14 protein-coding genes are annotated in these 13092 nt (G+C 67.0%); 8 read left to right on the top strand and 6 right to left on the bottom strand.

Translation table 11 applies throughout. The features are described from left to right. The first annotated feature begins 20 nt into the window (after nt 1–20). Genes G6N53_RS25870 through G6N53_RS25860 form a run of 3 tightly spaced genes read left to right on the top strand, consistent with a single transcriptional unit; the run spans nt 21 to nt 3159 of the window. Nucleotides 21–1166, top strand: coding sequence for a thiolase family protein (locus tag G6N53_RS25870; RefSeq protein WP_163893920.1), 1146 nt, complete (start codon nt 21–23; stop codon nt 1164–1166). Then, nucleotides 1163–1972 (top strand): crotonase/enoyl-CoA hydratase family protein, encoded by an 810-nt coding sequence (locus G6N53_RS25865; RefSeq protein ID WP_264062268.1) that lies wholly within the window; start codon nt 1163–1165, stop codon nt 1970–1972. The genes G6N53_RS25870 and G6N53_RS25865 overlap by 4 nt, the downstream gene beginning before the upstream one ends. A gap of 32 nt (nt 1973–2004) precedes the next feature. Continuing rightward, nucleotides 2005–3159, top strand: a complete 1155-nt coding sequence (locus G6N53_RS25860; protein ID WP_163893916.1) for an acyl-CoA dehydrogenase family protein — start codon at nt 2005–2007, stop codon at nt 3157–3159. A 57-nt stretch (nt 3160–3216) separates the two neighbouring features. On the opposite strand, the gene G6N53_RS25855 is transcribed toward G6N53_RS25860, so the two are convergent. The 3 genes from G6N53_RS25855 to G6N53_RS25845 form a co-directional block, all read right to left on the bottom strand. Continuing rightward, nucleotides 3217–3960 carry a fasciclin domain-containing protein gene (locus tag G6N53_RS25855; protein WP_163893914.1) on the bottom strand — a complete coding sequence of 248 codons (744 nt, stop codon included), beginning with the start codon at nt 3958–3960 and terminating at the stop codon, nt 3217–3219. A 94-nt stretch (nt 3961–4054) separates the two neighbouring features. Beyond that, nucleotides 4055–4666: a TetR/AcrR family transcriptional regulator gene (locus G6N53_RS25850; protein WP_163893912.1), complete on the bottom strand. Its 612-nt coding sequence runs from the start codon at nt 4664–4666 to the stop codon at nt 4055–4057. A 13-nt stretch (nt 4667–4679) separates the two neighbouring features. Further along, the gene (locus G6N53_RS25845; RefSeq protein WP_237166646.1) at nt 4680–5639 is read right to left on the bottom strand and encodes an SDR family NAD(P)-dependent oxidoreductase; all 960 of its coding nucleotides are present in this window, start codon (nt 5637–5639) and stop codon (nt 4680–4682) included. A gap of 64 nt (nt 5640–5703) precedes the next feature. Here G6N53_RS25845 and G6N53_RS25840 point away from each other — a divergent pair, with 64 nt between their 5' ends. The 5 genes from G6N53_RS25840 (at nt 5704) to G6N53_RS25820 (ending at nt 11301) form a co-directional block, all read left to right on the top strand. Continuing rightward, a complete protein-coding gene (locus tag G6N53_RS25840) occupies nt 5704–6231 on the top strand; it encodes a gamma carbonic anhydrase family protein (protein WP_163893908.1) in 528 nt (175 codons plus the stop codon). A 40-nt stretch (nt 6232–6271) separates the two neighbouring features. Continuing rightward, complete coding sequence (locus G6N53_RS25835; RefSeq protein ID WP_163893906.1) at nt 6272–7420, top strand: NAD(P)H-binding protein; 1149 nt, start codon at nt 6272–6274, stop codon at nt 7418–7420. A gap of 20 nt (nt 7421–7440) precedes the next feature. Then, complete coding sequence (locus G6N53_RS25830) at nt 7441–8133, top strand: CPBP family intramembrane glutamic endopeptidase (RefSeq protein WP_275999235.1); 693 nt, start codon at nt 7441–7443, stop codon at nt 8131–8133. 104 nt (nt 8134–8237) lie between these two features. Next, nucleotides 8238–9551 carry an NtaA/DmoA family FMN-dependent monooxygenase gene (locus tag G6N53_RS25825; RefSeq protein ID WP_163893903.1) on the top strand — a complete coding sequence of 438 codons (1314 nt, stop codon included), beginning with the start codon at nt 8238–8240 and terminating at the stop codon, nt 9549–9551. A gap of 127 nt (nt 9552–9678) precedes the next feature. Next, nucleotides 9679–11301, top strand: a complete 1623-nt coding sequence (locus G6N53_RS25820; protein ID WP_237166645.1) for an ABC transporter substrate-binding protein — start codon at nt 9679–9681, stop codon at nt 11299–11301. Between the two features lie 5 nt (nt 11302–11306). Here G6N53_RS25820 and G6N53_RS25815 read toward each other — a convergent pair whose 3' ends face one another. Genes G6N53_RS25815 through G6N53_RS25805 form a run of 3 tightly spaced genes read right to left on the bottom strand, consistent with a single transcriptional unit; the run spans nt 11307 to nt 13084 of the window. Beyond that, on the bottom strand, nt 11307–11807 hold the full coding sequence (locus G6N53_RS25815; RefSeq protein ID WP_237166644.1) for a flavin reductase family protein: 501 nt from the start codon (nt 11805–11807) through the stop codon (nt 11307–11309). Beyond that, nucleotides 11804–12328, bottom strand: a complete 525-nt coding sequence (locus G6N53_RS25810) for an NADPH-dependent FMN reductase (RefSeq protein WP_163893899.1) — start codon at nt 12326–12328, stop codon at nt 11804–11806. Before G6N53_RS25810 ends, G6N53_RS25815 begins: the two co-directional genes overlap by 4 nt. 51 nt (nt 12329–12379) lie before the next feature. Continuing rightward, complete coding sequence (locus G6N53_RS25805; protein ID WP_163896376.1) at nt 12380–13084, bottom strand: aspartate/glutamate racemase family protein; 705 nt, start codon at nt 13082–13084, stop codon at nt 12380–12382. Between the last annotated feature and the right edge of the window lie 8 nt (nt 13085–13092).

Genomic DNA, 13092 nt, shown 5'->3' with positions numbered 1-13092 from the left:
ATCCACGAAGGAGTATCCCCATGGCGGAAGCCGTCATCGTCGAGGCAGTGCGGTCACCGGTCGGCAAGCGCAACGGCGGCCTGTCGGGGGTACACCCGGGCGAGTTGTCCGCGCAGGTCCTCAACGGTCTGGTCGAACGCGCCGGCGTCGACCCCGCGCTCGTCGACGACGTCATCTGGGGTTGTGTCATGCAGGCGGGGGAGCAGGCCCTCGACATCGCCCGCACCGCGGTGCTGGCGGCGGGATGGCCCGAGTCGGTGCCCGGTGTGACAGTGGACCGCCAGTGCGGATCCAGTCAGCAGTCGGTGCACTTCGCTGCCGCGGGTGTGGTCGCCGGGCACTACGACGTCGTCGTCGCCGGCGGTGTCGAATCCATGTCGCGCACCCCGATGGGGTCGTCGCTGGCCAATGGTGGGCATCCGTACCCGGAGGCGTTCCGTGGCCGCTACAGCCAGACCCCCAACCAGGGCATCGGCGCCGAGATGATCGCCGATCAGTGGGGCCTCAGCCGCACCGATCTGGACCAGTTCTCGCTCGGGTCGCACGAGAAGGCCGCAGCCGCACAGGATTCCGGTGCATTCGACGATCAGATCGTGGCGATCAAAGATCAGGACGGCAACGTCGTGCTCAAAGACGAGGGGATCCGTCGCGGCGGCACGATGGAGTCGATCGGCAAGATCAAGCCGGCCTTCAAGGAAGACGGGGTGATCCACGCGGGCAACAGCTCGCAGATCTCCGACGGTTCGGCGGCGCTGCTGTTCATGTCTGCGGAGAAGGCGAAGGCGTTGGGGCTCAAGCCGCTTGCCAAGGTGCACACCGCGGTGCTCGCGGGTGCCGACCCGGTCATCATGCTCACCGCGCCGATCCCGGCCACCCAGAAGGCGCTCGAGCGTTCCGGCCTCTCGCTGGACGAGATCGGGGTGTTCGAGGTCAACGAGGCGTTCGCGCCCGTCCCGCTGGCGTGGCTGAAGGACATCGGCGCCGACGAGAAGAAGGTCAACCCCAACGGCGGCGCCATCGCGCTCGGCCACCCGCTGGGCGGGTCGGGCGCCCGGATCATGACGACGATGCTCTACCACATGCGCGACAAGGGAATCCAGTACGGTCTGCAGACGATGTGCGAGGGTGGCGGTCAGGCCAACGCCACCATCCTGGAACTGCTGTGACTTCTGAATCTCGGGTAGCCGATGCCCCGGGCGCTCTCGTCGAGCGCCGGGGCAACGTCATGGTCATCACGATCAACCGGCCCGAGGCGCGCAACGCCATCAACAGCGCGGTCAGCGTGGCGGTCGGCGACGCGATGGACGAGGCGCAGCGGGACCCGGACGTCTGGGCGGTCGTCATCACCGGTGCGGGGGACAAGTCCTTCTGCGCCGGGGCCGACCTCAAGGCGCTGTCCAAGGGTGAGAACATCGGTCACCCCGACCGCCCCAAGTGGGGGTTCGCAGGCTACGTCCGCCATTTCATCGACAAGCCCACCATCGCCGCGGTCAACGGCACCGCGCTCGGCGGTGGCACCGAACTCGCACTCGCCAGCGACCTCGTCGTCGCCGGCGAGAGCGCCAAATTCGGTCTACCCGAGGTGAAGCGGGGTCTGATCGCCGCCGCCGGCGGTGTCTTCCGCATCGTCGACCAACTCCCGCGCAAGGTCGCGCTGGAGCTGATGTTCACCGGCGAGCCGATCACCTCCGCCGAGGCGCTCAAGTGGGGCCTGATCAACGACGTGGTTCCCGACGGGACCGAGCTCGACGCCGCGCTGGCACTGGCCCAGCGCATCACCGTCAACGCGCCGCTGGCCGTTCAGGCCAGCAAGCGGGTGGCCGTCGGTGCCGACGACGGTGTCGTGGCCGCCGACGAGCCCGGATGGTCGCGAACCATGCGTGAGGTGGCGACCGTGTTCGCGACGGAAGACGCCAGGGAAGGCCCTCTGGCGTTCGCGCAGAAAAGACCGCCTGTATGGAAGGCCAAGTAAGCCAAGTAAGCCAACCGAGTTAGGGAATCGGAATGAAACGACTGATCTACGACGCCGAGCACGAGGCGTTCCGCGACACCGTGCGCGGGTACATCGAGAGCGAACTGGTTCCGAACGCCGAGAAGTGGGAGGCCGATCGTCTCGTCGACCGGTCGGCCTACGTGGCCGCCGGCAAGCACGGGCTGATCGGGTTCAACATGCCCGAGGAGTACGGCGGCGGTGGCACCGACGATTTCCGGTTCAACGCCGTCATCGACGAGGAGATGGCCAAGGCCGGTGTCGCCGGACCCGCCCTGAGTCTGCACAACGACGTCGTCGCACCGTATTTCAAGGATCTGTCCAACGAGGAGCAGAAGAAGCGTTGGCTGCCCGGCATCGTCAGCGGTGAGACCATCATCGCGATCGCGATGACCGAACCGGGCGCCGGCAGTGACCTGGCGGGCATCCGCACCACGGCGGTGCGCGACGGTTCAGGAGAGGACGCAGACTGGATCCTCAACGGGTCCAAGACGTTCATCTCGTCGGGCATCAACTGCGACCTGGTTGTCGTGGTCGCCCGTACCGATCCCGAGGCCGGGCACAAGGGCTTCTCGCTGCTGGTCGTCGAGCGCGACATGGAGGGGTTCAGCCGCGGTCGCAAGCTCGACAAGATGGGTCTGCACGCCCAGGACACCTCCGAGTTGCACTTCGAGAACGTCCGGGTGCCGGCGGCCAATGTGCTGGGCAAAGAGGGCCGCGGCTTCTACCACCTGATGACCAACCTGCCGTCGGAGCGGCTCTCGATCGCCATCTCGGCGATCGCCGGCGCCCGCGAAACCTGGCGACAGACAGTGCAGTACGCCAAGGACCGCAAGGCGTTCGGGCAATCGATCGGCAGCTTCCAACACAACCGGTTCCTGCTGGCCGAGATGGACACCGAACTCGACGTCACCGAGCAGTACATCGACCGGTGCCTGCAGGGCGTCGTCGACGGTGAGCTGACCGCGGTCGAGGCCGCCAAGGCCAAGTGGTGGGCCACCGAGACCGCCAAGAAGGTGATCGACAACTGTGTGCAGCTGCACGGCGGCTACGGCTACATGATGGAGTACCGGGTGGCCCGTGACTACGTGGACTCCCGCATCCAGACCATCTTCGGTGGCACCACCGAGATCATGAAAGAGATCATCGGCCGCGACCTGGGCCTCTGACCGGCGGATCGGGCGTAGTTGGTCACGCTCAGCATGACCGACTACGCCGAATCGCGGTCAGCTGATGGGTGCTTCGGCGGCCGGGGACACCGGCGACTCCGCGGGCAGTGATTCGGTCGGTGTCGGAGCCGAGGTCTCGGTCGTCTCGGTCGTGGTGGTCTCCGTCGAGCTCGTCGTCGACGGGGTGATCGGTGCCGGGGCCAGCGCCGGATCGAGCACGGCGTCGACGATGTAGACGCGGGCGTTCTGCGCCTGGATACCGCCGCAGAGCACCTTCGTGGTCTCGTTGACCTCGACGTCACCACCCGAGCCGGTCACCTCGATCTCGGTGCCCTCCTGGGTGGGGCGTTGGCCCTTCACGTCGTCGGGGCCCAGCAGGCCGAGGAACGCGTGGTAGTACACCAGCCGGGTCAGTGCCGCCGGATCGGTGCGCAGCATCTCCAACTGCTCGGGCGGCAGTGCCGCGAAGGCCTCATTGGTGGGTGCGAACATCACGTAGGGACCGTTGTCGAACACCGAGGCGACGTTGACGGCAGGGTTCACCTGACCGGAGATCGCCTGGCTGAAGGTGCTGACTTCGGGGATGCTGGCCAGCGCGGTGCTGACCGGCAGGTTGGCCAGGCCCTTCCAGTTGGGCACAGCTTCCTTGAAGGGCCCGCACTCAGGTCCCTGCGGATCGGGGATCTCGGCGACCGGGGTCGTGGTGGGCTCGGCGTAGGCGTTGACTGCCAGCGGAACCGACAGGACGATAGCGGCGGCACTCACAGCTACGCCGATGGCCTTGCTGGTGTGGGTCTTCACGTTCTGCTCCTCAGCTATTCAGGTCGCCTGGCATGGTATGTGCACAAATTGACAACGGCCAAGTCGGGACTGCGCCGCAGGGAGTGCGACGAGCTCAGGAATCCTCGGGCAGCAGCGCGGCCACCACGCCGGCCAGCTCGTCAGCGGCCTCGGGAAACGTCGACGAGCCCGAACTGGCCTGCACCATCGCGCCCACCAAGCTGAACTCGAGCGTCTCGGCGACCTCCGGCCAGGCGTCCGAACGCAACGCAGCGCGGACCCGCCGGTGCAGCTCGGCGTGGATGCGCCGGCGGACGGCCCGCACCGAGGGCTCATTGGAGATCATCGCGCTCGAACAGGCTGCGGCCAGTTCCGGCTCATCAGCGACCAGCATCACCAGCTGGTGAAACAGCGCGATCACGCGCTCCCGCGCCGGCTGCTCGACGTCGACGGTCAGCGGTGCCTCACGCAGCAGGCCCAGGTACACCTCGGCGACGATGGCGGCCTTGGACCTGAAGTACACGCCCAACTCGGCGTGGGGCACGCACGCGTGTTCTGCGAGGTCGCGGGTGGTCAGGTCGACGAATGCGGCCGTGCGAAGCATCTCGACCGTCGCATCCAGCACGCGCCCGACCACGTCATGGTCGTCGCGGTCCCGCTCTCCGTAGGACCGCAGGTAGATGACCTTCGCGGATGACTCGCGCGCCGGTTCGGCCGCGCCGCTCATCCACCGGTCCAGATCACACGCTCGAGCCTAGTGCGGCCGCTCCGGGTGCGCAGAGTTGCTCCGAGAGGTCCCACAGCGCCAGCGCGCGGGATTCGTCGACTGCGTAGGACGCTGCGGCGCTGATCCGGCAGTCGGACAGATACGCCCCGCCCTGTCCGTCCAGCTCGTCGCTGACCGCTGCCCACACCTGTGTCGCGGCACCGTATTCGGGGGTCGTGAAATCACGGGTGACATCGACGCGCCGCGCGTCGGGGTTGGCTTCCACCGACGGCACCGCGCCCAGGCGGGCGAAGTCCGCCTTGGCCATGTGGCGGGCCAGTTGGGTCGCCACTATCCCCGGGTGCACGGCAAAAGCCCGCACCCCGTTGTCGCGCAGCCTTCGGTCGAGCTCGACGGCATGCAGCACGTTCGCGGTCTTGGACGCGCCGTAGGCGACGAACTTGTCGTACTCGCGGTGTTCCCAGTTGGGGTCCTCGAGGTCGACGTCGCCCATCCGGTGCGCCTCGGACGACAGGTTGACGACCCGGGCGCCGTCGGCGGCGACCAGCGTCGGCAGCAGCGCTCTGGTCAGTTCGAAGTGGCCCAGATGGTTTGTGCCGAAATGTGTTTCGAATCCCTCCACGGTGCGGCCGAAAGGCGTGAACATCACTCCGGCGTTGTTCATCAACACGTGCACCGCGGGGGTGAGGTACTGGATCTCGGCGGCCGCGGACGCGACGCTGGCCAGCGAGGCCAGATCGAGGTGGATTGTCGACAGTTGCGCACCGGGTACCTGCTCGAGCACCCACGACGTCGTCTTGTCGACGCTCGCCTGATCGCGGGCCGCGAGGACCACGTGGGCTCCGGTGGCAGCCAGTGCCCTGGCCGACTCACGTCCCAGTCCGGAGGACGCGCCGGTGATCACACAGGTCTTGCCGGTCAGGTCGACTCCCTGGGCCAACTCGGACGCCGACGGTGCGGATGGTGTTGTCACGACGTGAGGATCGCACGTTGCGTGCGGTCGTTCCTCACCCGGCCTCGGTCCTACGATGGCGGCCATGGTCGAGCCGCTGATCCTGCCCATTGCCGGGCACACGCCCCAACTCCACCCACAGAGCTGGGTGGCGCCGAACGCCACCCTGATCGGCCGCGTCACCATGGCGGCCGGGTCGAGCGCCTGGTACGGGGCCATCCTGCGGGCCGAGGCCGAACCCATCGAGATCGGTGCGGGCACCAACATCCAGGACGGGGTGACGATTCACGTGGACCCCGGCTTTCCCGCCCGTATCGGCGCGGGCGTCAGCGTCGGGCACAACGCGGTGTTGCACGGCTGCACCGTCGAGGACGACTCGCTGATCGGCATGGGGGCGGTGGTGCTCAACGGCGCCAGCATCGGGGCCGGATCGCTGGTCGCGGCCGGCGCGGTGGTGCCCCAGGGTGCGGTGATCCCGCCGCGGTCGATGGTGGCCGGGGTTCCGGGCAAGGTGCGCCGTGAGCTCAGCGACGACGAAGTCGCCAACCTCCGGACGAACGCGCAGCTGTATCAGGAGCTGGTCAAGCTGCACCGTGATGCAGGCAACGCCTGAAACGGGTTCCGGACGGGAGGGCTCCGGGTACAGCCGTACCGTGAAACCCGTGCGGACACTCGTCACCGGTGCGACCGGATACATCGGCTCGCGCCTTGTCACCGCGTTGCTCGCCGACGGCCATGACGTGGTCACCGCGAGTCGCCACCCCGGGCGGTTCGACGATTTCGGTTGGCGCGACGACGTCTCGACGGTGGAGCTGGATGCTCACGACCGGGATTCGGCGCGTCAGGCCTTCGCCGATGCCGGAAAGATCGATGTTGTCTACTACCTGGTTCACGGCATCGGGGAGCCCGGATTCCGCGAAGCCGACAATCGCGCCGCCGCCAACGTCGCGGCCGCGGCCAAGGAGGCGGGGGTGCGGCGCATCGTCTATCTCGGTGGCTTCGTACCCGACGACGAGTCGCTGTCCGAGCACCTGACGAGTCGAGCCGAGGTCGCAGAGGCGCTGACCGTCGACGGTGGGCCCGACGTGGTGTGGCTGGGCGCAGCCATGATCTTCGGGGCGGGTTCGACGTCGTTCGAGATGCTGCGGTACGTCGCCGACAGGTTCCTGCTGTTGCCGATGCCCGACTGGTCGGCCAACCCGATCGACCCGATTTCGATCCGCGACGTGCTGCACTACCTGGTTGCGGCGGCCGACGTCGACGCCGTGCCGGCCGGTGCGTACGACATCGCAGGTCCTGAGACCACCACCTACGGAGACCTGCTGCAGACCTACGCGCGGGTGGCGGGCATCTGGCGCGCGCCGGTGGCGGTGTACGGCGTCGAGACCTGCCTGGTGTCGTGGGTCAGTGGGGCGGTGCTGCCGGTGCCCGGTGGCCTCGCCGGGGATCTCATCGAATCGCTGGATCACCCGATGATGGCCTCGAAGCTCGGTATAGCCGACCACGTCGCGGAGCCGCCCGGCGGGCTGCTCGGTGTTGAGGACGCGATGTGCCGGGCCGTCGCGAGCCCGCACCGGCGTCCGGTGAACGCGCTCGCCGACGTCCATCACCTCGCCGACACCGATCCCCAGTGGGCCGGGGGCGACACCCGGCGGCTGCGGCAGATCGCCAGTGCGGTGACGCCGTCGGTGGTGCGGCCGGTACTGGGCCTGCTCGGGCTCGTACCAGGTCCGGTGGCGGGTGCGGCTCGCGCCGGGCTGGACACCGTGATCGGCCTGGTGCCGAAGGGGAGTCCCGCGTGACGTCACCGACCCGCACCGGTTTGCCGGGCGAGTTCATCCAGATCGCGCGCAATCGGGCGGCCCCGTACAACGAGTGGCCGTCGGTGATCCGCCGGCGCAAGATCGTCGTGTCGGTCGTCCTGCTGATCGGCGCCGTGTTGCTCGGCTACTCGCTGAGCCGGCCCCCCGGTGACGATTCGTTCATCTGGCTCACGCTCGCGCTGGCCGGGGTCTGGGCGGTCGGGGCATTCGCGTCCGGCCCGCTGCACCTCGGGCACGTGTGCTTCCGGGGGCGCAACCAGCGCCCGGTCATCACCGGTACCCTCGTCGGGTTGGCCCTCGGCGCCGCCTTCGTGGTCGGCGGGCTCGTCGCCCGCCAGATTCCCGGCGTGCGGGAGTACATCACCCGAGTGCTGGAATACTCCACAGCCGGCCCGTTGCTGCTCATCGTCTTCATCACCGTTGTCAACGGGCTGGCCGAGGAGATGTTCTTCCGCGGCGCCGTCTACACCGCGCTCGCGAAGTACCACCCCGTCATCGTGTCGACCGTGCTGTACGTGATCGCCACGGCCGCGACCACGGGCAACCCCATGCTCGGCTTCGCCGCCATCGTCCTCGGCACGGTCTGTGCGTTCGAACGCCGGGCGACCGGCGGAGTGCTCGCACCGATGCTCACCCACTTCTTCTGGGGCCTGGTGATGGTGCTTGCGCTGCCGCCGATGTTCGGCGTCTAGCACCCGAGCACCCGGTGACGGCGCCGGCGTAATGCAGCCGAAGCGTGTGCTGCGCCGGCCGGAAACAACAACGCGCCAGATTGAAGCACCTGTAGGAGGTGCTGATGTTTCATCTGGGCTGGTTCTTGGGCAGCGGTTTCAGCGTGCAGACCTGGGCAATGGACCCGTGGGCGGGCAGCACCGGACACGACTGGATGAAGGGCGATCTGTTCGTCGACCTGGCCGCCTCGCTGGAACGGGCCCGGTTCGACTACCTGCTGGTCGAGGACACCAGCATGGTCGAAGACGCCTATGGCCGGTCGATGGAGACCACGCTGAAGTACGGTCTGCTCGCCCCGAAGTGCGATCCGGTACCGCTGATTCCGCTGCTGACGCAACGCACCGAACACATCGGCATCGCCGTCACGCTGTCGACCAGCTTCTACCACCCGTACATGGCGGCCCGGACGATGACCACCCTCGACCACCTCACGGACGGCAGAGTGGGCCTCAATGTGGTCACCGGCAGTTCCGCGCGTGCTGCCCAGCAGTACGGCTACGACGAGCTGATGCTGCACGCCGACCGCTACGGGATGGCCAAGGAATGGATGGAAGCGGTTGGCGCACTCTGGGATTCGTGGGACGAGGGTGCGGTCCTGGTGGACCAGGAGACCCCCCGGTATGCCGACCACAGGAAGGTGCACACGGTCGACTTCGAGGGCAAGCATTTCCGCACCCGGGGCCCGCTGAACACCATTCCCGGCCCGCAGCGACGTCCGGTGATCGTACAGGCGGGTGCTTCGCCGGCGGGGCGGGACCTGGCCGCGAAGTACGCGGAGTCGATGCTCGCGCACGGCACCAGCATCGAGCAGATGAAGGCATTCCGCCAGGACATGCACCGCCGGATGACGGAGTACGGCCGAGATCCCGCCACGCTGAAGATCCTCTTCCTGATCGACCCGGTCCTCGGCGACAGCGACCGCGTCGCGCAGGCCCGCGAAGAGGACATGAAGGCCGCGCGGTGGAGCGACCACGCGATCGAAAAGGCGCTCTGGGGACTTAGTTACACCTCTGGTGGTGAATTCGACTTCTCCACTTTCGATCTCGACAAAGAGGTGCCCGACGTCTGGGGCAACGGCGAGACGAGCACGTTGCGAACCTTCATAGAAGGTGCCCGCGGTAAGACGCTGCGCGAGGCCATCGCCACCGTCGACACCCATGCCGGTCTGGCGTTCGTGGGCTCACCGGACACGGTGGCGGCGAAGATGGGGGAGGCCATGGAAGAGGTCGGCGGTGATGGGTTCCTGTTGTCGCCGACGGTGACCCGGCGCAACATCGCCGAGATCGCCGATGGCCTCGCGCCTGCACTGCGTAGGCGGGGCCTGATCCGGGATGGTTACAACCACAGCACATTCCGGGAGAACCTTCTGGAGTTCTAGGCCCGGCGTAATGCGCGAGGCACGGAGGCGACGCGGGTGCGTCACACCGTGCAGTTTGACTGCTGGTCGGGACACGTCACCGGTTGCCGGGTTCTCGGTCGGAAAGGCTTACAAGCAGGAGGCATTCGTGTTCGACAACGCACACCCGCGCACCAACGTGGCCGAATGGGATCGGCGCGCCTTCTTGAAGGCCAGTGGTCTGACGGTGGGCGGCATCAGCCTGGCATCGCTGATCGCCGCGTGCGGCGGCAGCGGTGGCGGTGGCGGTGCGGACGGTGGGACCGTCACCTTGCGTATGCCGTTCCTGGCCGACATGCAGATCCCCGATCCGGACATCATGTACGAAGGTGAGGGCGTCCAGGTCATGGAATCCGCTTACGAGGGCCTCGTGCGCTACGAGAGCGGCACCGGAAAGATCATCCCCGGGTTGGCGACCTCGTGGACAGTCTCCGACGATCAACTGACGTACACGTTCACACTGCAACCGGGTGTGAAGTTCCACGACGGAACCGTTGCCGACGCGCAGGCCTGGACCAAGAGTTTCGAACGACGCGGCAAGATCAACCAGGGTCCGGCGTACATGGTCGCCGGTGTCGTCAGCACCGATGCGCCCGATCCGGCGACGTTCGTGGTCACGCTCGCCGAGCCCAACAATGCATTCATGCACTACCTGGCCTGTCCGTGGCAGCCGTTCGCGGTGAGCCCTACCGCGGTGGCGCACAACGCGGTCGGCGATGACCTCGGCCAGGAATGGCTCAAGACCCATGATGCGGGCACCGGCCCGTACAGCATCGCCGAGTTCGTGCCAGGCAGTCATTACACGTTGAAGGCATTTCCCGACTACTGGGGTGGAAAACCGGCGTTCGAGACTGTTCGCATCGAGATCACGCCGAGCATCTCGACCCAGAAGCTGCAGCTGGATTCCGGCGCCTTCGACATCGTGACGAAGGGCTTCCCGATACCGGACGTGCTTCAGTACCAGGAAAACTCACAGTTCACCGTCGTGAATGCGGTCGGAGGTGTCGGGGAGGCGATCTGGCTGAACCCACACTCGGGCATCTTCGCCGACAAGGCGCTGAGACAGGCTGTGCAGACCGCGCTGGACAGGGCGGCGATAGTCGAGACCGCCTGGGGTGGTTTGACGACCGCGCAGGAGGGGATGTGGCCCGACCGCACCTTCCCCACCGCGTTGGCACCGTTCCCGTCCCAGGTGGACACCGCGCCACTGGCGGCGATGGTGCCCACCCTGGCGTCGAACAAGGTCGACCTCGCCTGGGGTGCCGACCTCGGGGCGCCGCGTCAGCAGATGGCCGAGCTGGTGCAGACCCAGCTGGCCGCACTCGGGTTGGACGTCACCGTGCGGACGATGCCGACAGCCGAAATGTTCGACCTGGCCAACCAGCCGTCGGAGAATCGACCCGACATGCTGGTGGCCTTCCTCGGTGGCGACGCACTACACCTGGACACCACGTTTCGGATTCTGCTGCGCACCGACGCCAAACCGTTGAATTTCTATCAGTACTCGAATCCGGAACTGGACGACCTGATGGACGAGGCGGTCCGCCAGCCGACCGCGGAGCAGTCGGATGCGATCTATCAGCAGATCAGCCAGATGATCCTCGACGACGCCATCTGGATCCCGCTGTGTCTACCGCCGAACTCCACCATCGCCCACAACCACGTCACCGGAATCGAGAACAACGCGTTCTTTCCGCAGATCGTCTGGCCGCCGGCACTGTCCCGGGCCTGACTGCATCAGGCGGATGGGGCCAGCTCACGGAAGTTGCTGCGGTGAAAGACCATCGGCGCGACATCGGGATAGATCGCCAGCGCCACGATCTGTAGAACGACGATCTCGTGGTCGCCGGCCTCGATGCGTTTGAACGGTGCGCACTCGAGCCACAACGTGGCGCCGTGCACGAAGACCGCACCGCTGTCGGTTGCCTCCCAGTCGACGCCGCCGAACCGGTCACCAGACTTCGAGGACAGCGATCGCGCAATCGGTGCGTGGTCACCGGCCAGTACCGACAGGCCGAGGCGGTCCAGCTTCGCGAGCTTCGGCCAGGTGGTCGAGGTGTTGGCCACACATACCGAAACCAGTGCCGGATCGAGGGAAACCGACGTAAAGGAGCTCGCAGCCATCCCTTCGGCAACCCCGTCGAGCAGGCCGCAGAATGCGGTGACACCACTGGGGAAGCAGCCGAATGCCTGCCGCAGCAAGGCCTGGTCGAACTGGTCGTCCACCGCGGCGATCACGATGACACCGCCGGCACGAATCGTCGCGCGACCTCGAGCCAGTCGTCCAGATCGGGAGAAGTCTCGTATTCGGAGTCGAGCAGGTACAGACTCGGCGCCGGGCAGCTCGCCCCGATCTCGACGAGTACCGGGCGCAAGGTCAGCTCAGGCGCGAGCGCGTGGGTGTACGCGCCGCCGAGCATGAGCGGAAACGTGGTGATCTGACCGAGTTCGCCGGCTCCGAACTGGTCGAGGAACAGCTTCAGCAAGCCGGTGTAGGTGGCCTTGAACGTCGGCGAAGCCACCACCAGAAAGTCCGCGGACTTCACGATGTCCTTGGCCTCGGCCACCTTCGGATCGCCCCAGCCCAGCAGAGCTGCGCCGAGGTCTACGACATCGATAACGTGTTGGGGCGCAGAGCCGGTCAGCTTCTCTGCGACCAACTCCGCCGCGGCACGGGTCCGCGACATGGGCTTGGGATTTCCTACGACAACGACAGTCACTACTGCAGTCAACGAGGGGGAGATTTCAGGCGCGGGCATAGGGGGTAAAGCCTGCATTGCGCGGTGCGGACCCGACCGTCGCGCACGGGATCAGCGGTGGAGTTTCGCCGGTGGGGGTGCGAACTCGCCGCGGATGGACGTTCTCAGGCCCATCCGGACGAGTGCCTCCACTTGGGTGGTCGCTGCCGCCACCCCGTCGATGACCGGAACGCCCAGATCAGCCTGCAACCGGGCACACAGGTCTGACATGCCGGCACAGCCGAGCACGATGACGTCGGCCCCGTCGCAGGCCAGAGCTTCTTGCGCCACGTCACGAATGCTCGTGTACGCCGTCGGGTCGCGTTCGAGTTCGACGACGGGAATCTCGCACGAACGGATTCCGCTGCACGCCCCGGCCACCCCGTATTCGTGCGCGAGGTCCCACGCTCGCCCGACCGTCCGTGCCAGCGTCGTCACCACGGTGAAACTGCGACCCAGGTACCCGGCTGTTCGCATGGAGGCCTCGGCGATGCCGACGACCGGGCCCCGGGCGACCTCGCGTGCGGCAAGCAATCCCGGATCGCCGAAGCACGCGATCACGTACCCGTCGTAGCCTTCGACCTCACCTGCCTCGATCTCCCGCAACATGCCGACCGCGGCCAGCGCCTCGTCGTAGTGGCTCTCGATGGATTCGGGACCTGAGGTCGGGCTGACCGCCTCGACGCAAGTGCCCGGGGCAACGCTGGCCCGGGCACTTGCGGCGATCGTCGCAGTCATCGACAGCGTGGTGTTGGGGTTGATGACCTTGATCTTCATCTGCAGGG

The sequence above is a fragment of the Mycolicibacterium hippocampi genome (genome assembly GCF_010723735.1).
GTDB lineage: Bacteria > Actinomycetota > Actinomycetes > Mycobacteriales > Mycobacteriaceae > Mycobacterium > Mycobacterium hippocampi.
Note: the sequence above shows the minus strand (reverse complement) of the source record. Positions and strands in the feature narration are given on the sequence as shown.